Origin of the sequence: Oceanisphaera psychrotolerans (genome assembly GCF_001870485.1) — a bacterium.
Classification (GTDB): Bacteria; Pseudomonadota; Gammaproteobacteria; order Enterobacterales; family Aeromonadaceae; genus Oceanimonas; species Oceanimonas psychrotolerans.
In genome coordinates, this window is record NZ_MDKE01000044.1 from 106,243 (window position 1) to 129,207 (window position 22,965).

A 22,965-nucleotide genomic window follows, 5' to 3' on the forward strand; every position below is an offset into this window, starting at 1 on the left:
GCATCCAGGTCATGGGGTGGAGCTGCTGATATCACCACTTGGCAGAATGAACATGACGAAATGACAAGGCCCGGTTCTTCCGGGCTTTTCTGTGGATGACGCTGAAGAATGCCGGTGGTCTGAGCGAGCTGTTTTGCCAGTTCTGGACCCAGCGCCTGAGTTCCTGAGCCTGGCTATCTGCGGCAGCGGGTTCAGAGTGCGCTGAGCCCGTGCTTGAGGTAGTCGAGCAGCATGCGCGAGGCCGGGGTGAGCTGGTTGGGGTCGTAACTGAAGCCGATGGACAGGTTGCCAAGGGGAGGGCAGGGGGCATAGCTGGTCGAGGCTTCCAGCTTCGGGGACCGTGCTTCTGGACAAGGCGCTGATCCCCAGCCCCGCCTTGACGGCGGCATGGATCCCCAACAGGCTGGAGGTGCTGTACACGATGCGCCAGGGCTGGTTGGCCTGGGTCAGGGCGTTGAGGATCGACTTGCGATACAGACAACCCTTGGGATAGAGGATCAGTGGCAGTGGCGCGTCCGGCTCCAGCATCAGATTGTTGCTGCGTACCCATACCAGGGGCTCTGTGATGTAATCGGTCAGCCGGGGATGAGGTTGATTGCTTTCTTCTATCGCCATCACCAGATCGTATTCGCCCTGACCATAGTCATGCAGCAGGTTGGCACTGATGTCGCTGCTCACATCCAGAGTCACGTTGGGGTAGGCCTGAGAAAAACGGCCAATGGTGGTGGCCAGAAACGAGACTTCGAAATCGTTGGGAATACCCAGCCGTACCGAGCCGCTGACCTTGGGTGAATCCAGCCGAGAGACGACCGTATCGTTCAAATCCAGCATCTTCTGGGCATAACCCAGCAGCAACTGACCCTCTTCAGTCAGCTGCAGACCGCTGGCGCGATGAAACAGCCGGATATCGAGCAGCTCTTCCAGCCGCTTTACCTGCAGGCTGACGGCGGGTTGCGAGCGGCCCAGCCGTTCACCGGCCTGAGTAAAGCCCCCCAGCTGACTGATGGTAACAAAGGTGCGCAGCAGATCCGTGGGCAGATTTTTCATCCTGAAATACCATCATTTTATAAGTTAATGACAGCATTATTAACATTAAATTAATAAATGAAAGCCCCGGCAAGGAAAAACCGACGAATCTGGCCGGGCTTTTGGCTGCCACCGGGTGATTGCGCCAAGATCGGTGTGAAGATAACCACCCGTAGGCGTCCGTTCATGCGGCGTAAACCTGCTGGCGACTGGGATACGGCGTCATGTCTGAACATGTCGGGTGTTTTGTGTTGCCCTGCGTTGCAGGGCCTGCCAACTGAAGTGACAGCTACGCGAGGGGGCGACGGCACAGCAACAAAAAGGCCGGGGCGCTGGTGCGCTCCGGCCTGTTGTTACCACGCCTGATTGGATGGCGGGATTCAGTCGTTGCTGGTCGGCTTCTTGCGCTTCAGCGGCGCCATGCCGTCGTCGGAGCCCAAGCCGGTGCCGGTTGGCAGTCGGTCGCTGCGATCTTTCAGTGCCTTGACGGGCTTGCCGGCCGGCTTGCGACTTGCCTTGCCCTTGTAGCCGGCCCCCTTGGCGGCCGGGTTCGCGGCGCCCTTGGGGCCGAATTTTCTGGCTGCGGGTTTTATGCCCTTGAACTTGCCTGCCAGCCCTTCGATGGTCACGAAGCCGATATCCTGCTGCAGGAAGCGCTCGACCCGCTTGAAGGCATCCCAGTCCTTTGGGCCCACCAGCGACATGGCGGTGCCCTTGGCGCCGGCGCGACCGGTACGACCGATGCGATGCACGTATTCTTCTGCCTGCTTGGGCATGTCGAAGTTGACCACCAGCGATACCTGCAGCAGGTCCAGCCCGCGCGAGGCCACGTCGGTGGTGATCAGCACCTTCTGCTGGCCACGGCTGAAGCTGTCCATGATGCGGTTGCGCTCGGCCTGGCTCATGTCGCCACTGAGGGCGGCGGTGCTCAGCCCCTGCTCCTGTAGCAGGGCCGCCAGTCGCTCGGTATCGGGCCGGGTGGCGGTGAAGATAATGGCCTGCTGGTAGCTTTCGGTGGCGAGAATGTGCTGCAACAGTGCCTGCTTGTGGTCCAGGTGGTCACACAGATAAAAGCGCTTTTCGATATCCAGATGCTCGGCGTTGGCCGCGCCCACCGCCACCCGCTTGGGGGACTTGAGCAGCTTGTCGGCCATCTCGTTCACTTCGGCGTGGTCCAGGGTGGCCGAGAACATCAGCGTCTGGCGACGGCGGTGATCGGCGGCCTCGTTGATCTGGTTCAGCTCCTTGGCGAAGCCCAGATCCAGCATGCGATCGGCCTCGTCCATGATCAGCAGCTCCAGGCCACCCAGCATCAGCGAGCGGGCATCCAGGTGGTTGGCCAGCCGGCCCGGAGTGGCCACGATAATATGGGGCTCTTTGCGCAGCGCCTTGATCTGGTCGTTGAAGTTTTCGCCACCCAGCACCAGGGCGATGTTGATGGAGCTGCCACTGGTGAGCGAGCGCAGCTGCACATATACCTGCTTGGCCAGCTCGCGGGTGGGCGCCAGGATCAGCGCGCGCGGATCGCGCTTGCTCAGCGCCCTTGTTTTCATCAGGCGATGAATGGCCGGCAGCAGGAAGGCCAGGGTCTTGCCGGAGCCGGTTTTGGAGGACGCGATCAGATCATGGCCGGTCAGTATCACCGGAATGGCCCTGTCCTGGATCTCGGTGGGGGTGTTGAAACCCATGTGATCCAATGCGGTTAAGAGACGGGAATCCAGACCAAAATCTTTAAACTGTTCGGGTTGTTGCGCCAACGTGCTGCTCCGGGTGTGTAATGAGTCAACTCAGGGTGCCAGTGGTGAGAGTTAACCGGGAAAAGAAGAAAAAGGGCGTCTATTGTATAGAACTTTTGGCCAGAAGTAATGACCCGACACGGCGTGGTCCGCTCAAACCTTACCTCAGTTGACTGTCTTTACTGCCGCGGCGATTGACGCCGTCTACCGCCTTGCGCTGCTTTTCCTGCCCGGCCTGACACGCGATGCACAGCCGCACGCCCGGCACCGCCTTGCGGCGCGCCTCGGGAATGGGGGCGTCACATTCCTCGCAGTGGCTCAGACTTTCGCCACCATTCAGGTGGCTTCTGGCATCCTGTACCGCGTCTGCCACGCTGGCATCTATCTGATCCTGAACGGCTCCATCCCGAGCCCAGCCTCCGGCCATCGTATCTTCCTCCTTTTACCTGACAATCCGACCATGTGTTGCTGCCCGCTGTGAGCCATGATAGGGCTCACCATCATATCCTTATCGCCCCTCATCGGACGACTTATTTGGTGGTATCAGATTACAACACCCCCCGGCTCGGGCTATGATTAGAGTATCATTCCGGTTTGGGTTTATTATCACTTATGCGTCTTTTAACTGGATTCACTGTCTCAACCCTGCTTTTGGCTACTTTAGTGAATTCAACCCCGGTCACCGCCAATTATAATGGCACCATAGAGAATGTGCTGGCGGATTATGGTCCTCTGGCCGAAATACGTATGAAGCCATATTTCATGCGGGCCGAAGTGACTTACCCACCCAAAGACATCGTGCTGCTGGCCACCAAGGAAGAAAAAGCCCTGGAGCTGTGGGCCCGCAACGACGGGGATTTTGCCTTTATTCGCAGCTATCCTATTCGCAAGGCCAGCGGTGGTCCCGGCCCCAAGCTGCGCGAAGGGGACAAGCAGGTCCCCGAAGGGATCTATCGCATCACTCATCTTAACCCCAACAGTCAGTTTCACCTGTCGATGCGGCTGAATTATCCGAATTCCTATGATCTGATGCGAGCCGCGAAGGAAGGACGTACCAATCCCGGCGGCGATATCTATATCCACGGCAAGGCCGAGTCCAGTGGCTGTTTGGCCATCGGCGATATTGCGGTGGAGGAGCTGTTTGTGCTGGTAAACACCATAGGTACCGATCGGGCCTCGGTGGTGATTGCGCCCCATGACCCACGGCGTCAGCCGCTGGACGGTTTTGCTTCCAATCTGCCCTTGTGGGCGGTCGAGTTGTATGCCGATATTTCCCGCGAGTTCGCCAAATACCCCAAAGGCGATATCTGAGTGACCGGCTAATGGTAACCCGGAACGTCAGAGCGGGGATTAACCGTCTCTGAGTGCCTTGAGCCGGGCATAGATGGTGGTCCGGCTCAGATTCAGGCGGCGTGCGGCGGCGCTGACGTTGCCGTTGCATTCCTTCAGCGTCTGCTCTATCAATTGATCGCCATGCGTTTTCAGGTCCTGGTTTGTCGGTGCCGGGCTGTTGAATGTCGGCAGCTCGGGCAGATGTTCCAGGCTTATCCGGTTCCCCTCGGCCAGCACGGTCGCGACTTCCAGCAGCTGCTTCAGCTGGCGAATATTGCCCGGCCAGGAGTATGCCTGCAGCCTCTGGCGTACCGCCTCATCCAATACGATATCGTCTTGCTGCAACTCGCTCAGCAAGTTGTGCAGCAGCCGGGTAAAGTCATCATCGGTATACTCCCGCAGCGGCGGCAAGGTCAGGGAAAAGCCGTTCATGCGAAAATACAGATCCTGACGAAACTCACCTCGTTCGACCATGATAGCCAGATCCCGATGACTGGCGGCAATCAGCTGAAAGTCCACCGCCTCCGGTAGATGGCTGCCCAGCGGGGTCACGGTTTTTTCCTGCAGTACTCTCAGTAGTCGGGTCTGAGCCGCCAGCGGCAGCTCGCCAATTTCATCCAGAAACAAAATACCACCGTGAGCGGCGCGGATATAACCGGGGCGCCCTGTTTGCTGCCGCCGGTAAAGGCCCCCGGCTGGTAGCCGAACAGCTCGGCTTCGAGCAGTTCGGCTGGCAGGGCACCGCAGTTGACTGCCACCAGCGGACCAGAAGAACGGCTGCAGCCCTGGTGCAGACGGCGTACCAGGTGATCCTTGCCGGTGCCGGTCTCGCCCTGGATCAGCAGCGGGATCTGGCGGGCCATCAGCTTGAGTGCCGTGCTTTCAGACTTGCTGCGGGTCGTGTCGGCGGGGACGGCGGCAGGAGGGCGCGGTACCTTCTGGCGGCTGAGCAGGGCCATGCCCTGACCCAGCGGCGTGAGTTCGCCCTGTTTCAGTCCGTTTAGCAGGTTGGGAATGTCGAGTTCTTTCAGCCAGTTACGGGCACTGCGGTTGGCCCCCAGCAATTCGCCGTCTTCACGCAGGGCAATAATGCCGGACCAGGGTTGTTGCAGGCTGCCCGCATCGGGGGCCAGATTGAGGATCCAGTGGGTATCCTGCTGGTTCATCACCAGTGCATTTTCTACCGACAATGCCATCAGCCGGGCCGTCAGCAGCATGTCCTGGCAGTGCTCGCCCATCTCGCTGGAAATATCGATCACCCCCAGCAGTTCGCCGGACGGGGACACGATCGGACTGGCGCTGCAGCTGATGCCGTGGTTGGCGGCCAGAAAATGCTGTTGCCCCAGTATGCTGACCTCCTTCTGTTCGTTGAGGGCGGTGCCGATAGCATTGGTGCCCATGTTCTGTTCGTGCCAGCTGGCGCCACTGGCCAGCGCCATTTTCTGCGCCTTGTTGCCGAAGTAAGGGTCACCGGCGCTAAACAGTATGGTGCCCTCGGCATCGGCGAACAGCAGCCGGCAACGACGGCCTTGCTGCAACTGTTCGAACAACGGCAGGCTGGCGTTGAGGTAACGCAGCAATCGCGCATGCTGCTGCTGTTTTTGTTGAAAATCCTGCTGGGACAGGCAGAGGGGGGCAAAGTGGCTGTGCCGGATCAGGCCGTAATCCCGGCTACGTTGCCATGAACGTTCAAGTAAATGCCGATCCTGAGTCTGATGAAGCATGGTCGTAATGGTCATGATGGTTACCTGTCAAGAAACTGAACACCTGTACTGAACACCCTGTCCCTCAATTGGACACCTTGATTGCCAACCGCGGAAATAATCTTCTTAGGGTAGCCTGTCGGTGTCGTCAATGTAACGGGTTTGTTGCTTTGTTTACATGATCTGCCGCAACTGGCATCGACTTTGCAACTCTCTGTGGGAAGCGCTGCTTAGCGTTAACGTCAATCACTTATTTTACCGCAAGGAGAGCCAGTATGATTTATCAGCAACCAGGACAAGTCGGTGCCGTGGTCAACTTCAAGCCCCGCTATCAGAACTTTATCGGTGGTGAATGGCGCGAGCCGGTAAATGGCCGTTATATGGAAAACGTTTCACCGGTTAACGGCGCCGTATTCTGCGAAGTGCCACGTTCCGATGCCGCAGATGTGGATCTGGCGGTGCAGGCGGCGCAACAGGCCTTTGTGAGCTGGAGTAAAACCGCGGTGGCCGAGCGGGCCAATGTGATGCTGCGCATCGCCGACCGTATCGAGCAGAATATTGAAATGCTGGCCGTGGCTGAAACCTGGGACAACGGCAAGGCGGTACGCGAAACCCTGGCCGCCGACATTCCACTGGTGGTGGATCATTTCCGATATTTTGCCGGCGCCATTCGCGCTCAGGAAGGATCGGCCGCCGAGCTGGATGCCACTACCGCCGCCTATCACTTCCAGGAGCCGGTGGGGGTAGTGGGGCAGATCATTCCCTGGAACTTCCCGTTGTTGATGGCGGCCTGGAAGCTGGCGCCGGTGCTGGCCTCGGGTTGCTGTACCGTACTCAAGCCCGCCGAACAGACCCCGGCTTCCATTCTGGTGCTGATGGAGCTGATCGGTGATCTGCTGCCGCCCGGCGTGATCAACGTGGTCAATGGCGTGGGCCAGGAAGCGGGTGAGGCGATTCTGCGCCATCCGGGCATCGCCAAGCTGGCGTTTACCGGCTCTACTCCGGTCGGTCAGCATGTGCTGAAGGCGGCGGCGGAGCGGTTGATCCCTTCTACCGTCGAGCTGGGCGGCAAGTCACCCAATATCTTCTTCGAAGACGTGCTGCGTTATGAGCCGGAGTTTGTCGACAAGTGCATCGAAGGCATGCTGCTGACTTTTTTCAATCAGGGGGAAGTCTGCACCTGTCCGTCCCGGGCGCTGGTACACGAGAGCATCTTCGATGAGTTCATGGAACGGGTACTGGTGCGTGCACGCCAGATCAAACAGGGCAACCCGCTGGATACCGAGACCCAGGTCGGGGCCCAGGCCTCCCGCGAGCAGTTCGACAAGATCCTGAGCTATATGGAAATTGGCAGAAGCGAAGGCGCACAAATGCTGCTGGGCGGACAGGCAAACCTGGTCGGCGGGCTGGAAAACGGCTTCTATATTCAGCCGACCATCTTCCAGGGAAACAACAAGATGCGAGTATTCCAGGAGGAAATTTTCGGTCCGGCAGTGGGGGTAACCACCTTCAAGGACGAAGCCGAGGCGCTGGCCATGGCCAACGACACCGAATTTGGGCTGGGTGCCGGGGTCTGGACCCGGGATACCAATCGCGCTTATCGCATGGCCCGGGGCATTCAGGCCGGCCGTATCTGGATGAACTGCTATCACGCCTATCCGGCCCACGCGGCTTTCGGTGGTTACAAGAAATCCGGCATCGGTCGCGAAACCCACAAGATGATGCTGGATCACTATCAGCTGACCAAGTGCATGCTGGTGAGCTACGACAGCAATCCGCTTGGTTTCTTCTGATTAAAGCGACCAACCATGATCTGGGATAACCCCTGTTAAACAAAGCACCGTTACCCTGACGGTCTGATCGGGCCTGGCCGATGGAGCGGGCCCGATCTGCCGATGTAGGTGGTGCCAACAGCAGACTGTTGTTGATAAACAGTCACCAATTACCTGTTTCTGGATTGATAAGGAAAATAACGAATGAGCACAGCAACTTTTTATATGCCTTCGGTAAACGTGATTGGCGCCGGCGCCGTGGATCAGGCGGTGGCCGAGTTGAGCCAGTCCGGGTTCCGCCACGCCCTGATCGTGACCGACAAGCCGCTGGTCGAGCTGGGTTACGCCGGTCAATTGCAACAGGCGCTGGCCACCAAAGACATTCAGGCCAGTATCTTCGATGACGTTCAGGCCAACCCCACTACCGGCAACGTGGAAGCGGGCCTGGCGCTGCTGCGTGAGCGGGGCTGTGATTTCGTGATTTCTCTGGGCGGCGGTTCACCCCACGACTGTGCCAAGGGCATTGCCCTGGTGGCCAGCAACGGCGGTGATATTCGTGACTACGAGGGTGTCGATCAATCCGCCAAGCCCCAGCTGCCGCTGGTGGCCATCAACACTACCGCCGGCACCGCCTCGGAAATTACCCGTTTCTGCATCATTACCGATGAAAATACCCACATCAAGATGGCCATCGTCGACAAGCATGTTACGCCGGTCATGTCGGTCAACGATCCCGAGCTGATGAAAAAAATGCCCAAGTCCCTGACTGCCGCCACCGGCATGGATGCGCTGACCCATGCGGTTGAAGCCTATGTGTCTACCGCCGCCAACCCCATCACCGATACCTGCGCGCTGAAGGCGATTACCCTGATCAGCGAAAACCTGGTGCAGGCGGTGGCTGATGGCAGCGACATGGCCGCCCGCAACCAGATGGCCTATGCCCAGTTGCTGGCCGGCATGGCGTTCAATAACGCCTCTCTGGGTTATGTGCATGCCATGGCACATCAGCTGGGTGGTTTCTACGACCTGCCTCATGGTGTCTGTAACGCCATCCTGCTGCCCCATGTGCAGCGTTTCAACAGCCGCGCCGCCAGTGCCCGTCTGACCGACATTGCCGCCGCCATGGGCCTGGATGTGCAGGGGCTGAGCCATGAACAGGGCGCGGCCCGTTGCATCGAGGCCATCGAAGCACTCGCCAAGGAAGTGGGCATTCCCGCCGGTCTGGCCGGTCTGGGGGTAAAAGAAGAAGACTTCGATACCCTGGCCAGCAACGCCATGAAGGATGCCTGCGGCCTGACCAACCCGCTGCAGCCGACTCACGAGGAAGTGGTCGCCATCTTCCGCGCCGCCTTCTAATACCCATCAGCCCCGCCACCCGGCGGGGCTTCTTTCTTCCTTTTCCTCTTGCTCACTTTCCCGCCGTCATTTGCAAAATACCGCCCTTCGACCAGACTGAATAACAGCCCATAATTGTTATATTCTCTCGCCACTTAAGGAGCCGTATCATGGCAAACGAAGGCTATCATGAGCCCATTGACGAACTGAGCGATGACACCCGGGACATGCACAGGGCCATTACTTCGCTGATGGAAGAGCTGGAAGCGGTGGACTGGTACAATCAGCGAGTCGATGCCTGCAAGGATCCGCAATTAAAGGCGATTCTGGCGCACAACCGGGATGAAGAGAAAGAGCACGCCGCCATGGTACTGGAGTGGATACGCCGTCATGATCAGGTGCTGGACAAGGAGTTGAAGGACTATCTGTTCACTAAAGGCGATATCTGCGATCACTGATTAACAACCGGTGAGTGGGGACCGGGGATGAGGAAGTGGAATCCCCGGTCCCCCCATTTTAATGTCCCAAAATCTGGCTGAGGAACAGCTTGGTGCGTTCCGACTCCGGATGATGGAAGAAGGTCTCGGGATCGTTTTCCTCGATGATCTGTCCTTCATCCATAAAAATCACCCGATCCGCCACCGTACGGGCAAAGCCCATCTCGTGGGTGACGCACATCATGGTCATGCCTTCTTCCGCCAGTTCGATCATGACGTCCAGCACTTCCTTGATCATCTCCGGGTCCAGCGCCGAGGTGGGTTCGTCAAACAGCATGATCTCCGGGTTCATGCACAGACTGCGGGCGATGGCCACCCGCTGCTGCTGGCCGCCGGACAGTTGTCCCGGGTATTTTTTGGCCTGATCCTGGATCTTGACCCGGGTCAGCAGCTTCATGGCAACTTCCTCCGCTTCCTTGCGCGGCGTCTTGCGTACCCATATCTGCGCCAGGGTGCAGTTTTCCAGCACCGTCAGGTGCGGGAACAGGTTGAAGTGCTGAAACACCATGCCTACTTCCCGGCGGATGGTCTCGATATTCTTGACGTCGTTGGTGAGCGGGGTGTCCCGCACTATGATGTCGCCCTGCTGATGTTCTTCCAGCCGGTTGATGCAGCGGATCAGGGTCGACTTGCCGGAACCCGAGGGGCCGCAGATGACGATGCGCTCTCCCTTAGTGACGGTCAGGTCGATATCGCGCAGTACATGAAAGTCACCATACCACTTGTTCACGCCACGCAGCGTCACCATGGCTTCCTTGTTTTGTGTTTCCATTCTTCAGCTCCAAATGACGGTTCTATGGCTAGCGTTTCTTGTGGCCGGTATGCAGCTTGCGTTCCAGATACTGGCTGTACTTGGACATGCCATAGCAGAATACCCAGAACACCAGTGCCGCAAAGACATAACCTTCGGTGGCATAACCCAGCCAGTTGGGATCGGCCAGGCCGGCCTGCACGATGGCCAGCAGGTCGAACAGGCCGATGATCAGCACCAGGCTGGTGTCCTTGAATAGGGCGATAAAGGTGTTGACGATGCCCGGAATCATCATCTTCAGCGCCTGGGGTAGCACGATCAGCAGCATGGTCTTGCCGTAGTTCAGACCCAGCGCCGAGGCCGCCTCGCTCTGGCCCTTGGGAATGGCCTGCAGGCCGCCCCGGACCACTTCCGCCATGTAGGCCGACTGAAAGAAGACGATGCCGATCATGGCCCGGACCAGCTTGTCCAGCGTCAGCTCTTCGGGCACGAACAGCGGCAGCATCACCGACGACATGAACAGCACCGTGATCAAGGGAACGCCGCGCCAGAATTCGATAAACACCACCGACAGGCTGCGCACTATCGGCATGTGCGAACGCCGCCCCAGCGCCAGCAGGGTACCGATGGGCAGGGCCGCGATAATGCCCACGGTGGCGATGATCAACGTCAGGGTCAGCCCGCCCCACCGATGGGTGGGCACCACGACCAGGTCGAACCAGCCACCGTACAGCAGCATGTAGGCGATAAAGGGAAATACCAGTATCAGAAACGGTGCCACCCACATCTTGGCGGGCATTCTGGGCAGCGCCAGCCACAGCAGTTGCAGCACGAACAGCACGAAGGTCAGGTTGATGCGCCAGATTTCATCCGTGGGATAAAAACCGTAGGTGAACTGCTGCAGTCGGTTGCCGATAAACACCCAGCAGGCGCCGCCACTGACACAGGCGTCCCGGCTGGAGCCTGTCCAGTCGGCCTTGAGCAGGGCCCAGTCGATGGTTGGCACCAGCAACAGGTACAGCACGTAGATCCCGACCAGGGTGGCGATGCTGTTGATCGGGCTGGAAAACAGGTTGGTGCGCAGCCAGCCGACCAGACCGGTGCTGGCCAGCGGCGCGGCACGTTGTGGGGTGAGGGTATCTTTGAACATATTATCTCTCCACCAGCGCCATGCGGCTGTTGAACCAGTTCATGAAGAACGACACCGTCAGGCTGATGGTCAGGTACACCAGCATGGTGATGGCGATGACCTCGATGGCCTGACCGGTCTGATTCAGCGTGGTGCCGGCAAACACCGAGACCAGATCCGGATAGCCGATGGCGGTAGCCAGCGACGAGTTCTTGGTCAGGTTGAGATACTGGCTGGTCAGCGGCGGAATAATCACCCGCATCGCCTGGGGAATGATGACCAGGCGCAGGGTCAGGGTATCCTTGATGCCGAGTGCATGGGCCGCCTCGGTCTGACCATGGGAGACCGCCTGAATACCCGAGCGGACTATCTCGGCGATAAAGGCGGCGGTATAGATGGTCAGCGACAGCCACAGGGCCAGGAACTCGGGAATGATGGTCATGCCACCACGGAAGTTGAAGCCGCGCAGTTCGGGATACTGCCAGTCCAGCGGGGCGCCAACCAGCACAAACGTCAGCAGCGGCAGGCCGAGGATCAGCCCCAGCGATATCCAGCCGGCGGGCAGTCGTTGCCCGGTGGCTTCCTGGCGGCGATGGTTGAAGCGAATCAGCCAGGTAGCGATGGCGATGGCCAGCAGCAGTGCGAGCCAGACCCAGTTAAAACCGGCGCCAGGCTGGGGGTCGGGCAGATAGAGGCCACGGACGTTGAGAAAGACGCTGTCGCCGATATTGAGACTGTCCCGCGGGCTGGGCAGGGTACGCAGTACCGCGAAGTACCAGAAAAACATCTGCAGCAGCAGCGGTATATTACGAAACAGCTCGACGTAGGCGGATGCCAGCCGGGAGATCAACCAGTTGGGTGACAACCGGGCCACCCCGATAATAAAACCGAGAATGGTCGCGCCGATGATGCCGAGAAAGGACACCAGCAGGGTATTGAGCAGCCCCACCACGAAGGTGCGGCCGTAGCTGTCCACTTCGCTGTAGGGGATCAGTGACTGGGCGATGGCAAAGCCGGCCGGATCATCGAGAAAGTCGAAGCCGGTGGTAATACCGCGTGTGCTCAGGTTGGAAAGGGTGTTGTTGACAATAAACCAGATCACGCCGGCCACGGCGCAAAGCAGTATTATCTGGAACAGCAGGGCCCGCTTGGCCGGATCCCGCCAGAATTTAACGTCGGAGTGATTACGGTTCGCCGATGAGGACATAAGTCCAATCCCCGTGTAAGTGTTCAGGGCGGGCGGCGCCGGGGCGCAGCCCGTGTTCTGCATTAGCTGACACTAACAACAAGTCATCGCCGGCAAACAGGCTGCTGCCGGCGAACAGGCTGTCGTTAGCGTACCGGTGGAGCGTACTGCAGGCCGCCTTCGGTCCACAGTTTATTCAGGCCACGGTCGACTTTCAGTGGTGAGCCCTGGCCCACGTTGGTCTCGAATACCTCACCGTAGTTGCCCACGTGCTTGATGATGCGGTAGGCCCAGTCTTTCGGCAGGCCCATGCCCTTGCCGAAGTCGGCATCCTCACCCAGCAGGCGGCGGACATCGGGATTATCGCTGCCTTTCATGCTGTCCACGTTGGCCTTGGTGACGCCCAGTTCTTCGGCGTTAACCATGGCAAAGTGTGTCCACTTGACCACGTTGAACCACTGATCGTCGCCCTGACGTACAGAGGGCCCCAGCGGTTCCTTGGAGATCACCTCCGGCAGGGCCACGGCCCCATCGGGGTTGGACATCTTGATGCGCAGGGCATACAGCTGGGATAAATCCGAGGTCAGCACGTCACAGCGGCCGGCTTCCAGACCCTGTATGGTCTGATCCGAGGTATCGAACACCACGGCGGTATAGCTGATGCCGTTCTTGCGGAAATAATCGGCCGCGTTCAGCTCGGTGGTGGTGCCCGCCTGGATACAGAGCGCCGCGCCATCCAGCTCCTTGGCGCTGGTGACGCCCAGACTCTTGTTGATCAGAAAACCCTGACCATCGTAATAGTTGACCCCGGTGAAGTTGACACCCAAATCGGTATCCCGGCTCGAAGTCCAGGTGGTGTTGCGGGAAAGCACATCGATTTCGCCCGACTGCAGGGCGGTGAGTCGTTCCTTGGCGTTCAGCGGAATGAACTGTACCTTGCCGGGGTCGTCGAAGATGGCGGCGGCGATGCCGCGGCACAAGTCCACATCCAGGCCTTTCCATACGCCTTTGTCATCCGGGTTGGAGAAACCGGCCAGGCTGTTGTTGACCCCGCATTTCAGCTCACCTCGCTCTTTTACCGAGTCCAGGGTTGCTGCCTGGGCCTGGGACATTCCTGCGGCCAGAGTAGCCGCTACCAGAAGAGCCGTTTTTCCTTTGCCTGTCATATGTCGCTTCCTCTTGAATTTGCTCGGGCTGATAGCTTTATTCGCTAAAGGCATAAAACACCGATGCCTACTTAGAGTATTAGCACAAAGGAAAAAATGTTTTGTTAATAAAATGTAAAAGTGTGTGGTAAGGCTGGATAGAGACGCTGAAATCGGTTGTTTTGTATATAAAACAACCATTTGATAACGGGTGATATAGGCAATGGCAGGCGAGTGGCAGAATTTAAATCATCGAACGGCGAGCACTCAGCAGGCAATGGCTGTGAGGATGCTGCTTGGCCTGATGCTTGGCATCGCTGGCCAGGGCGGCCACATCGTGATGTGAGTGGCAGCGTTGAGGATCCGGCGCCACCACCCCGATGGCCAGCCCCAGCAGGGGATAGAATTGCTGATGACCGTTGCGGCAACAGGCGAGCATGCCTTGGCGGAGCCGGTCTTCGGCGTGGTAGAAGCTCGGGATCTCGCGGGTGAAGCGTTGCAGTATCTGCTCGCACAAACCGCGCCAGTCACAGTGCTGGTCGAATACGGCCACAAAGTCATCGCCTCCCACATGGCCCAGAAACTGGCCGGCACCGACGATGATTTCCTGCAACAGCCGGGCCACCCACTGGATGACCTTGTCACCCTGGGCATAACCGTAGACATCGTTGTAGGGCTTGAAATGGTTGAGATCGAAATAGGCCACATAAAAGTCGTGCCGTTGCTGCAGGGCATCGTCTATTTCCCGGTAGATGGGCACATTGCCCGGCAGCAGCGTCAGCGGATTGGCATAGCGGGCATGCAGCAGTCGCTGCTCGGTGATGGTACGCAGCAGACCCCGTACCGACGCCAGACCGTAGTACAACCCCTGGCGGGTGACGATGAAATGGGACATGGTCGACATGTCATCGTCATCGGTGATCAGGCCACTGGCGGTCTCCAGCGACGTTTGCCAGTCCACTATCACCGGGTTGTCCATGGCATGACGCACGCTTTTGTTGGAATAGAGCGCCCGGCCATAGGAACCGGAAAACAGTTCCATGATCTTTTCCCGTCGCAGCATGCCCACCGGCGCCCCGTGCTCCAGCACCGGCATTGATTGCAGCCGGCTGTTGGCGAGCAGGATATCGAATACTCGCTGTATGGTGACGTCGACATGAATGCTGTTACCGGGGCGGGCCAGCATGGCCACGCTTTCCTTGTGGCGGCTGAGCGTGTCGGCCTGCACCGCGGCGCGGTTCGGCAGCGGTTGCAACAGCGGGGTGGCGGCCGGTCTGCCCAGGTAATAGCCCTGACAGTAGTAGATGCCCATGCTTTGCAGCTGCTGCAGTTCTTCCCGGGTTTCTATGCCTTCGGCGATGATCCGGGACTGCATGCCCCGGGCCAGGGTGAGGATACTCTGCACAAACTCCCGTTTGATCGGATCCTGGTGAATATCCTGAATGAAGTAGCGATCGATCTTCACATAATCGGGTTTGATTTCGGACCACAGCTTGAGGCCGGAGTAACCGGCCCCGAGATCGTCGATGGCAATCTGGAAGCCCAGTTTGCGGTAGCGGTCGACGGCGCTTTTCAGCCCCTCGGGATCCTGAATGGGATATTGTTCCGACAGTTCAATCACGATGCGGCTGGCGGGAATGCCCAGCTCCTGTGCCATGCGCTGGGTACAGCCCCTGGGATGCTGCTTGTCCAGCAGCACATTGGGGTTGACGTTGATAAAGAGTAACCCGTCCATCTGCAGCCGGTGAGACGCCTGCATGGCGGCCTCCCGACAGGCCAGATCGAGTTCCGACAGCAAACCGGTCTGCTTGGCTTCGTCAAACAGGGCGGAGGGGTATTCGAGCCGGTGTCCGGCGGGGCCACGGATCAGGGCCTCGTGACCGAGCAGGCAACCCTGGCGGGTGTCCACTATCGGCTGGAACACGGGCTGTAGCCGGCGCTGAGCTATCAAAGAGGCAAGGGAGTCGTTCAAACTGGTCAACACCGACATCAGAATACCATCTGTTTGTTACAATCTGAGCCGAAGTATATGGCCGTTATGTGAAGCTCAGATGACACCAGGGCGCCGTTCAGCGCCCGGGTCTTATCTGTGCCAGCGGAGCTGTTCCCAGCCCCGTTCGGTCGCGAGCCGGCTCAGGGTCTCGCTACCGTTGATCACGGCAGCCCTGTCGACATATTCCAGCAGCGGCAGATCGTTCATCGAGTCGCTGTAGCCATAGCTCAGGGTCGGCGTCAGCTGGCGTTCGGTCAGCCAGTGCCGCAGCCGGGTCAGCTTGCCTTCCCGGAAGCTGTACACGCCCCGGGTTCGGCCGCTGAACCCCGACTCATGGCACTCGAGCTGGATGCCGATGGCGGCTTCCACTCCCAGGGCCCGGGCGATGGGCAGTACCAGATGCTCGCCGGTGGCGGAGACGATCACCACTTCATGGCCCTGGGAGCGATGCCAGGCCAGCCGCTCCCGTGCTTTTGGGTAGACGACGGGCAGTATTTCCTGTTCGACAAACTCGTGCACCAGCGGCGCCAGATCGGCCGGTTGCCAGTGGCGCAGGGGAGCCAGGGTCAAGGCCATGTAGGCGTCCATGTCCATGCAACCCTGATGGTAGTCGAGCATCAGCTGGTGCTCCTGCCTCAGCAGATCAGCCGGTGCCAGCCTGCGTTCCACCATGAAGGCCAGCCACAGGCTGGCGGAGTCACCGTCAATCAGGGTGTCGTCCAGATCAAAAATGGCCAGGTTCATCAGGCAACTTCCTTCAGTTCGGTACTGTTGAATATCAATTCCAGCGGGCTGCCGGCCGGTAGCAGGGCGTCGGCACCCCGGTTCAGGCGGTCCACCGTCAGCAGGCAATCGGCGACCCGAATGCGGTAGCGGATCACATTGCCCAGCAGCTGGTGGCTGGCAACGGTGGCCGTGACCGGGGCCGTCATGGCGGGGCCATAGTCGCGGCCGGGCTCACGAATGTAGATGGACTCGGGGCGGACCGCCAGCCTGCCACTAATCTCGAGCCCGAGCAACTGTCGCGCCTGTTCGGGAGTGAGCAGATTGTAGTTGCCCATGAAACCGGCGACAAAGTCGTTGGCCGGCCGGGTATAGACCGCTTCGGCGGTATCGGCCTGGACAATCTGGCCCTGGTTCATCACGAAGACCCGGTCCGACAGGGTCAGCGCTTCCTCCTGATCGTGGGTCACGAAGACGGTAGTCAGGTTCAGCTGTTGCTGAATGGTGCGGATCTGCTCGCGCAGGTGCTTGCGGATGGGTGCATCCAGCGCCGACAGGGGCTCGTCCAGCAGCAGGATGCGAGGCCGTACCACCAGCGCCCGGGCCAGGGCGACCCGCTGGCGCTGCCCCCCGGACAGGCTGGCGGGGTAATAACTCTCGCGTCCCTCCAGCCCGACCAGCTCTACCGCCTCGGCCACCCGGCGTTTGATGTCATTGGTATCGAGCCGTTGCATCTTCAGGCCGAAGGCGATGTTGTCGGCTACCGTCAGGTTGGGAAACAGGGCATAGCTCTGAAACACCATGCCGATGCCCCGTTGTTGCGGTTTGAGCCAGGTGATGTCTTCTCCCGACACCCGTATTTGTCCTCGATCCGGGGTGATCAATCCTGCCAGGCTGCGCAGCAGGGTGGACTTGCCGCAACCCGAGGGGCCGAGCAGGGTAATGAATTCGCCCTGGCTGATATCGAAACTGATGTTGTTGAACACCGGGGTCTGGTTGAAGGACTTGGTCAGATTGGCGACTTCCAGATAATGCATCAGGCGCTCCGTTTTTGCAGGCGCAGGGCGAACCAGGTCGCCAGGCCGATAAAGAGGAAATAGGACATCACCATGGCACTGGTAAAGTGGCCACTGTTGGTGCGTTGACTGTACAGGTAGACCTGCAGGGTTTCGAAGCGGGTGCCTACCAGCATGTTGGCGAACACGAATCTCCGAACAGGAAAGAGAAAGACAGGAATAGCGCGGCCAGCAGGCCGTTTCTGATATTGGGCAGCACCAGCTGCAGAAAGGCGCGAGTGGTGCCGGCGCCCAGCAGGTGGGCCGCGTCCATCAGATCCGGCAGTTTTATGGCCTCCAGGTTGTTGGACAGTGCCCGGTACATGAAGGGCAGACTGATGGTGAAGTAGCAGAAGATCAGAATCCAGGGGCCGCCGGTCAAGGGCAGGGGGCCGCCGGCATAGAGCTGCAGCAGTCCGACCGAGGAGACCACGGGCGGCACCGCGAACGGCAGCAGTATCACCATGTTCATCACGCCTTTCAGCCGGGGAAAGTAGTAGAACACCACGAACAGGGTCGGCAGTATCAGCAGCAGGCTGAACAGCAGGGCGGCCAGGCACACCAGCAGCGAGCGACCGAAGGCGGCCAGAAAACGGCTGTCCGACCAGAGGCTCAGATACCAGTCCAGGGTAAAACCGCTGGGCAGAATATGGGCCCCCCACTGGGCTGACAGGGAATAAACCAGGGTGATGACAATGGGAGCGGCGAGCAGCAGTACCAGCCCGGCGACCGTCAGCCGCGCCAGCAGGGGCGTTTGGGGTTGTTTATTCATAACGACTCCGGGCGATGATCCACTGATTGACGGCGGTCACCAGCACCAGCAATACCATCAGCAGCAACGACAGGGCGGCCGCCAGCTGGGGCTCGAGGAAAATGTCCCCTGCAACCAGGGCGGATATCTGTATGGTGACCAGGTTGTAGTTGCTGGTCATCAGAGCAAAGGTACTGGCGTAGGCGCCCAGGGCATTGGCCAGCAGAATAATAAAGGTGCCCAGCAGCGCCGGTGTCAGTACCGGCAATACCACTCGCAGCCAGTACTGCCAGGGACGGGCCCCGAGCAGGGCGGCGGCTTCGCGCCAGTCTTTCTGAATGCCGTCGAAGGCCGGGTACAGCAGCAGTATGGCCAACGGGATCTGGAAATAGGTATACAGAATAATGAGCCCGCCGCGGGAATAGAGGTTGAAACCCTCGATCAGGCCGGCGTCACGCAGCAGCAGGGTGACGGCGCCGTTCATGCCGAGCAGCACGATAAAGGCAAAGGCCAGCGGCACGCCTGAAAAGTTGCTGGCCATGGTGGTAAAGGCCATGACCGCATCCTGTATTCTTCCCGGCACCTGACGCAGCGCCGCGGTGCCGGCCAGTGCGATCAGTAATCCCAGCAGGCTGGACCAGAGCGCCAGATCGATACTGTTACCGAAGGACTGGCGATAGAAGGGCGAATCGATGATCTCCCTAAAATTGGCCAGACTCCAGTCACCGCCGGCCTGAAAGCTGTTGATCAATACCCAGAAGATAGGCGCCAGCTGAAACAGGCCGAACACCACCACAAAGGGTAGCAACCACAGCAGCGGTAGCGCGCGGCGCCAGGCGGCGGGTCTGGCTGCTACTGGGCAACAGGGGAAAGACAGGTTCAGCCCGCCGACTCGCCGTGAGGACATGACACTCAATGTTTCAACCTGCTGCGAACATTCACCGGATGTTTGGTCAGGTTGAAACATCTCGTCACGGCGAGCAAGCTCGCCCCATGGGCGCTCGGACGGCGCCATCCCTGGCGCCGACGGTCGGCTTGTCTGACACCCGTCATTCCCCTGACCGGGTATCGTGGTAAAGGTATCATTCATGACAGCAGGCCCTCGCATTCGGTCTTGTCGTGCGTAGCCCCCAGCAAGGTGCAAATGGTGCCGCACAGATCCAGCTGTCGGGGTTGGGCCTGGGCGTCATGGCTGAAGGCACTACCGGCCACGAACAGGGGAATATTCCGCTCTTCCGGCAGAATGCCGCTGTGGCTGTGGTCTCGGTTCATGCCGTGATCACTGGTGATCAGCACCTGATAGCCTTCATCCAGCCAGCGGGGCAGATAGTCGGCCAGCAGCAGATCGAAGCGGCGGGCGCTGTTGCGGTACTGGCGCGAGTCCAGGCCGAACTTGTGGCCGGCATCATCGGTGTTCATGGGATGGACCAGCAAAAAGTCCGGGTCGAACCGGGTTCTGAGGATCTCCGCGTCCTGCAGCAGGTGGCAGTCCGGGTAGTGGTCCTGAGAGTAGAACAGCCCGTACTGTATCGGCAGTTCCGGATCCTGGGTAAAGCGATCCCGTACCGGCTGATAAGGGGCCCGGTTATACAGCTCGCTGACCCAGTGATAGGCCGCCGCCGCCGTGGTCAGCCCCGCCCGGCGCGCCAGCGAGAATATGCTCTGCTGGGTGCTCAGTCGCGCCATGTCGTTGTTCAGTATGCCGCTGTCTACCGGCCGGGTGCCGGTGAGGATGCACTCGTAGAGGGGGCGGGACACCGCCGGCAGTTCGCACTGCATCTGGTAGCCGGTCATGCGACCGGCTTCGTTCAGACCCTGAAGGTAGCCCAGGCAGTCCCGGGCAACCTCGTAGGCCAGGCCGTCGATGACGACCAGTATGACCTTGTTCATGCTTACCTCTGCTGGTGGATCAGGACGGCGGACTGCCACTGGCGGGACAGGGTGCGGGTGCTCTTTTCCCAGGCATCCTGGTCGGCAATGGGGCGTGCCGCGGCATACATGTCGTTGGGCAGCAGTTTTTCCTGTACATCGGCGGGCAGGCTAACGGTGCTGCGGATGGGGCGGGCATAACCGCGGGCCAGGTTGATTTGTCCCGCATCGCTCAGTATGTATTCCCGGGCCAGCTTGGCGGCATTGGGGTGCCTGGCGTACTTGTTGATGATGGTGGCGTAGCCGGAGATGAGCGAGCCGTCGCTGGGGATGACCACGGTGAAGCGGTCACGGTCGATTTGATCCCGGTAGCTGAGGGCATTGAAGTCCCACAGTATTGCCATCTCCACTTCGCCCTTTTCCAGGTTGGCGATATTGGGGTCTACCGGTGACAGGCGGCCCTGTTTGGCCAGCTGGGCAAACAGCGCCAGGGCCGGTTTGATATTGGACTCGTCTCCGCCCTGGGCAAAGGCGGCGGCCAGCACGGCACTGTTGGCCTGGGCGGCGACACCCACGTCACCGACGGTGACCTGATAGTCACCATTCAGCAGATCCTGCCAGGAGGTCGGGGCTTTTTGCACCAGTTCGTTGTTGACGATAAAGGCGATGGTGCCGGTGTAGCCCAGCATCCAGTGGCCGTCCTGGTCCTTGGCCCAGTCGGGAATGTCATCCCAGGTGGTAGGCTTGTAGGGCTGGGTCACTCCCTGGCGCACGGCGATGGGACCGAAGGCGGCACCCACATCACCGATATCGGCGGTGGCATTGTCTTTTTCGGCGGCGAACTTGGCAATTTCCTGGGCCGAGCTCATGTCGGTATCCTGGTGCTGAATGCCGTAGTGTTCACCCAGATCCCGCCAGGTGTCCTTCCAGTTGGCCCAGCTGTCGGGCATGCCGACGCTGTATACCTTGCCTTCGGCGCGGGCCTTGCTTTCCAGCTCATTGAGGTCGGTGGCCAGTACCGGGGTGGCACTCAGGGCCAGGGCAAGCAGACTTGAGGTTTTCAGTATGGTCTTCATCGGTTCCAATCCTCTGGACTAGGTCAGGTTCGAAGCCGATGTTAGAGCCGGTTTGTGACAGTGTTACGACATTTTTATGGCGGAAAAATGAGTTTCCGTCGTATTTTTACTAGGGAGTCGGGTCATTTTACTGTCATGAATCGATGTGACACTGGCATTAACATCATCTGGACTATACCAAGAGCATGAACGAACCACGGACCACACAGGGCGCCGCCATTATCCAGGCGTTACGGCAACAGCTGACCAGTCAGGCGCTGACCGGCGGCAGCAAGCTACCGGCCGAGCGGGAACTGGCAGACTTGTTTGATACCACCCGTATCACGGTGAAAGAGGCACTGCATCATCTGGAGGCAGAGGGGCTGATTTACCGGGAAGAACGGCGTGGCTGGTTTGTGTCCCGGCCCCGGCTGGTTTACAACCCGGCCAGCCGCTCTCATTTTCATGCCCTGGTGGCGGCGCAACAGCGGGTGGCGGCCACTCGTGTGTTGAGTTGCGAATCGGTGCTGGCCCCCGCCGAGCTGGTATCCGAGATGGCACTGGCGCCGCTCAGCCGGCTGACCCGTATCTGCCGGCTACGCAGCATCGATCGGCGGCCCGTGCTCTATACCGAGCACTATCTGATCCCCGAGTATTTCCCCGATATTGGCGAACAGGATCTGGGTCAGTCGCTGACCGGACTGTATCAACGCCGTTACGGCCTGCGCTATGGTCGCTCCCGGTTCGATATCTGCCCGACTGCCGCCCGTGGCGAGGCGGCCCGGTCGCTCAGCCTGGCCGAAGGCAGCCCGGTGCTGGCGATAACCCGTATCAATTACGACCAACAGGGGCGGATTATTGACTGTGATCGGGAAATCTGGCGTCATGACGCGGTGCGCATACGCATCGACAGCCAGGCGCGGGCCGCTGCCAGCTGACCCCGATCAGGGCAGGGGCGTCTCCGGCCCCTGGGCCAGTCCGTCGGCCAGCAGCGCCGCCAGTGGCTGCCGGCTGCGAAACAGGTTGGTTCGGTGACCTTCCCGGGTCAGGTAGAGATGGCCGTCCGGGCCCAGGGCGATGCCCTCGAACTGGCCCCCTTCATCGAGGGTGAAGTGCCGGCCCTGCGGTTCGATGATGCGTCCGTCCCGTACCGGGTATAGCCACAGGTATGCCCGTCGGTCCAGCCAGTTGCGACCATAGCCCAGCAGTATCAGGGTCTGGCTGGCGGCATCATAGTCGGCTGCCGTGACCAGCATGCGGGTGTTCAGTCGCTGCTGTTCCGTCAGTGCAGCCACGGGCGCCGCCGGATCCAGTTTGTAGAGGCTGGTCTGTTCGTCCAGCCAGCGCTTGGTCAGCAGCCATAACTCATCTTCCACCCAGGTCAGGGCTTCGGCATCAAAGTTGTGTCGGTGCCGGAGCGATGTGAAATCGGTTTGTTCGGCATAGCGTACCGGCAGCCTGCGGGCGAGGCTGATCCCTCGTGTGGCGGCGTCGAGTTGATAGATCACCAGATCCTGCCGTCGACCGCCATTGTTGCCGATATCGGCCAGATACAGGCGATCACCGGCCATGGCGATATCTTCCCAGTCGTGGTTATGGGCATCGGCCAACGGCCAGATAGCCTGGATTTGACCGGTCGCATCCAGCCAGAACAATTCCACTTCGTTGCCGCTGTCGTTGTGGCTGATAAAGCCGTCCCGCCAGGCAACCAGCCCGGAGGTTTCCGACAGGCGGCCCGGAAAGTCGGCAACCGGCATCAGGGCCAGGCGCGGGCTGTCGGCGGATGCGCAGCCGGACAGTAATATCAACGTCAGTAGTAGCGGAATGAGGCGCAATGGGTGTCCTTTGGTTGAGTCAGGTAGGCGTGACGCAAATGCAGTACTTGCGTGACGCATACATGGTTGTCA

General features: G+C 59.6%; 21 protein-coding genes and 1 pseudogene. 5 read left to right on the forward strand and 17 right to left on the reverse strand.

Going from position 1 to position 22,965, the window contains the following annotated elements; all coding sequences use genetic code 11:
* Positions 1–9 precede the first annotated feature (9 nt).
* The 3 genes from BFR47_RS13820 to BFR47_RS13830 form a co-directional block, all read right to left on the reverse strand.
* A complete protein-coding gene (locus BFR47_RS13820) occupies positions 10–1,047 on the reverse strand; it encodes a LysR substrate-binding domain-containing protein (RefSeq protein WP_245748934.1) in 1,038 nt (345 codons plus the stop codon).
* Positions 1,048–1,406: 359 nt separating this feature from the next.
* A complete protein-coding gene (locus BFR47_RS13825; RefSeq protein ID WP_071473672.1) occupies positions 1,407–2,714 on the reverse strand; it encodes a DEAD/DEAH box helicase in 1,308 nt (435 codons plus the stop codon).
* 208 nt (positions 2,715–2,922) lie between these two features.
* Complete coding sequence (locus BFR47_RS13830; protein WP_071473607.1) at positions 2,923–3,189, reverse strand: DksA/TraR family C4-type zinc finger protein; 267 nt, start codon at positions 3,187–3,189, stop codon at positions 2,923–2,925.
* 236 nt (positions 3,190–3,425) lie between these two features.
* On the opposite strand from BFR47_RS13830, the gene BFR47_RS13835 reads away from it, so the two are divergent.
* The gene (locus BFR47_RS13835; RefSeq protein ID WP_245748935.1) at positions 3,426–4,073 is read left to right on the forward strand and encodes a L,D-transpeptidase family protein; all 648 of its coding nucleotides are present in this window, start codon (positions 3,426–3,428) and stop codon (positions 4,071–4,073) included.
* Positions 4,074–4,112: 39 nt separating this feature from the next.
* Here the strand turns inward: BFR47_RS13835 and BFR47_RS18800 are convergent, their stop codons facing one another.
* Together BFR47_RS18800 and BFR47_RS18805 are read right to left on the reverse strand one after the other, a co-directional pair.
* Positions 4,113–4,721: a sigma-54-dependent Fis family transcriptional regulator gene (locus BFR47_RS18800; protein ID WP_245748936.1), complete on the reverse strand. Its 609-nt coding sequence runs from the start codon at positions 4,719–4,721 to the stop codon at positions 4,113–4,115.
* Positions 4,667–5,833, reverse strand: coding sequence for a sigma-54-dependent Fis family transcriptional regulator (locus BFR47_RS18805; protein ID WP_245748937.1), 1,167 nt, complete (start codon positions 5,831–5,833; stop codon positions 4,667–4,669). The genes BFR47_RS18800 and BFR47_RS18805 overlap by 55 nt, the downstream gene beginning before the upstream one ends.
* A 239-nt stretch (positions 5,834–6,072) precedes the next feature.
* On the opposite strand from BFR47_RS18805, the gene exaC reads away from it, so the two are divergent.
* The 3 genes from exaC to BFR47_RS13855 all read left to right on the forward strand — a co-directional run bounded on the left by exaC (position 6,073) and on the right by BFR47_RS13855 (position 9,362).
* Positions 6,073–7,590 carry an acetaldehyde dehydrogenase ExaC gene (gene exaC / locus BFR47_RS13845; RefSeq protein ID WP_071473609.1) on the forward strand — a complete coding sequence of 506 codons (1,518 nt, stop codon included), beginning with the start codon at positions 6,073–6,075 and terminating at the stop codon, positions 7,588–7,590.
* A gap of 183 nt (positions 7,591–7,773) precedes the next feature.
* Positions 7,774–8,925, forward strand: a complete 1,152-nt coding sequence (gene yiaY, locus BFR47_RS13850) for an L-threonine dehydrogenase (RefSeq protein ID WP_071473610.1) — start codon at positions 7,774–7,776, stop codon at positions 8,923–8,925.
* A 149-nt stretch (positions 8,926–9,074) separates the two neighbouring features.
* Positions 9,075–9,362 (forward strand): encapsulin-associated ferritin-like protein, encoded by a 288-nt coding sequence (locus tag BFR47_RS13855; RefSeq protein ID WP_071473611.1) that lies wholly within the window; start codon positions 9,075–9,077, stop codon positions 9,360–9,362.
* 58 nt (positions 9,363–9,420) lie between these two features.
* On the opposite strand, the gene BFR47_RS13860 is transcribed toward BFR47_RS13855, so the two are convergent.
* The 11 genes and pseudogenes from BFR47_RS13860 to BFR47_RS13910 all read right to left on the reverse strand — a co-directional run bounded on the left by BFR47_RS13860 (position 9,421) and on the right by BFR47_RS13910 (position 21,079).
* Entirely contained in the window at positions 9,421–10,173 is a 753-nt protein-coding gene (locus BFR47_RS13860; protein ID WP_425434015.1) for an amino acid ABC transporter ATP-binding protein, read from the reverse strand.
* A 28-nt stretch (positions 10,174–10,201) separates the two neighbouring features.
* Complete coding sequence (locus BFR47_RS13865; protein ID WP_071473612.1) at positions 10,202–11,302, reverse strand: amino acid ABC transporter permease; 1,101 nt, start codon at positions 11,300–11,302, stop codon at positions 10,202–10,204.
* Position 11,303: 1 nt separating this feature from the next.
* Positions 11,304–12,488, reverse strand: a complete 1,185-nt coding sequence (locus tag BFR47_RS13870; RefSeq protein ID WP_071473613.1) for an amino acid ABC transporter permease — start codon at positions 12,486–12,488, stop codon at positions 11,304–11,306.
* Between the two features lie 125 nt (positions 12,489–12,613).
* Positions 12,614–13,633 carry an amino acid ABC transporter substrate-binding protein gene (locus BFR47_RS13875; RefSeq protein ID WP_071473614.1) on the reverse strand — a complete coding sequence of 340 codons (1,020 nt, stop codon included), beginning with the start codon at positions 13,631–13,633 and terminating at the stop codon, positions 12,614–12,616.
* Between the two features lie 223 nt (positions 13,634–13,856).
* Entirely contained in the window at positions 13,857–15,602 is a 1,746-nt protein-coding gene (locus tag BFR47_RS13880) for a bifunctional diguanylate cyclase/phosphodiesterase (RefSeq protein WP_071473615.1), read from the reverse strand.
* A 93-nt stretch (positions 15,603–15,695) separates the two neighbouring features.
* Positions 15,696–16,349 (reverse strand): HAD family hydrolase, encoded by a 654-nt coding sequence (locus BFR47_RS13885; RefSeq protein ID WP_071473616.1) that lies wholly within the window; start codon positions 16,347–16,349, stop codon positions 15,696–15,698.
* Positions 16,349–17,365, reverse strand: a complete 1,017-nt coding sequence (locus tag BFR47_RS13890; RefSeq protein WP_071473617.1) for an ABC transporter ATP-binding protein — start codon at positions 17,363–17,365, stop codon at positions 16,349–16,351. Before BFR47_RS13890 ends, BFR47_RS13885 begins: the two co-directional genes overlap by 1 nt.
* Positions 17,365–18,155, reverse strand: a pseudogene (locus BFR47_RS13895) (ABC transporter permease). The gene BFR47_RS13890 and the pseudogene BFR47_RS13895 overlap by 1 nt, the downstream one beginning before the upstream one ends.
* Positions 18,148–19,041, reverse strand: coding sequence for an ABC transporter permease (locus BFR47_RS13900; protein ID WP_071473618.1), 894 nt, complete (start codon positions 19,039–19,041; stop codon positions 18,148–18,150). Before BFR47_RS13900 ends, BFR47_RS13895 begins: the two are co-directional and overlap by 8 nt.
* A 179-nt stretch (positions 19,042–19,220) precedes the next feature.
* Complete coding sequence (locus tag BFR47_RS13905; protein WP_071473619.1) at positions 19,221–20,024, reverse strand: alkaline phosphatase family protein; 804 nt, start codon at positions 20,022–20,024, stop codon at positions 19,221–19,223.
* 2 nt (positions 20,025–20,026) lie between these two features.
* Positions 20,027–21,079: an ABC transporter substrate-binding protein gene (locus BFR47_RS13910; RefSeq protein WP_071473620.1), complete on the reverse strand. Its 1,053-nt coding sequence runs from the start codon at positions 21,077–21,079 to the stop codon at positions 20,027–20,029.
* Between the two features lie 185 nt (positions 21,080–21,264).
* Here BFR47_RS13910 and BFR47_RS13915 point away from each other — a divergent pair, with 185 nt between their 5' ends.
* Positions 21,265–21,996: a UTRA domain-containing protein gene (locus BFR47_RS13915; RefSeq protein ID WP_071473621.1), complete on the forward strand. Its 732-nt coding sequence runs from the start codon at positions 21,265–21,267 to the stop codon at positions 21,994–21,996.
* 6 nt (positions 21,997–22,002) lie between these two features.
* Here BFR47_RS13915 and BFR47_RS13920 read toward each other — a convergent pair whose 3' ends face one another.
* Positions 22,003–22,893, reverse strand: coding sequence for a hypothetical protein (locus tag BFR47_RS13920; RefSeq protein ID WP_071473622.1), 891 nt, complete (start codon positions 22,891–22,893; stop codon positions 22,003–22,005).
* Between the last annotated feature and the right edge of the window lie 72 nt (positions 22,894–22,965).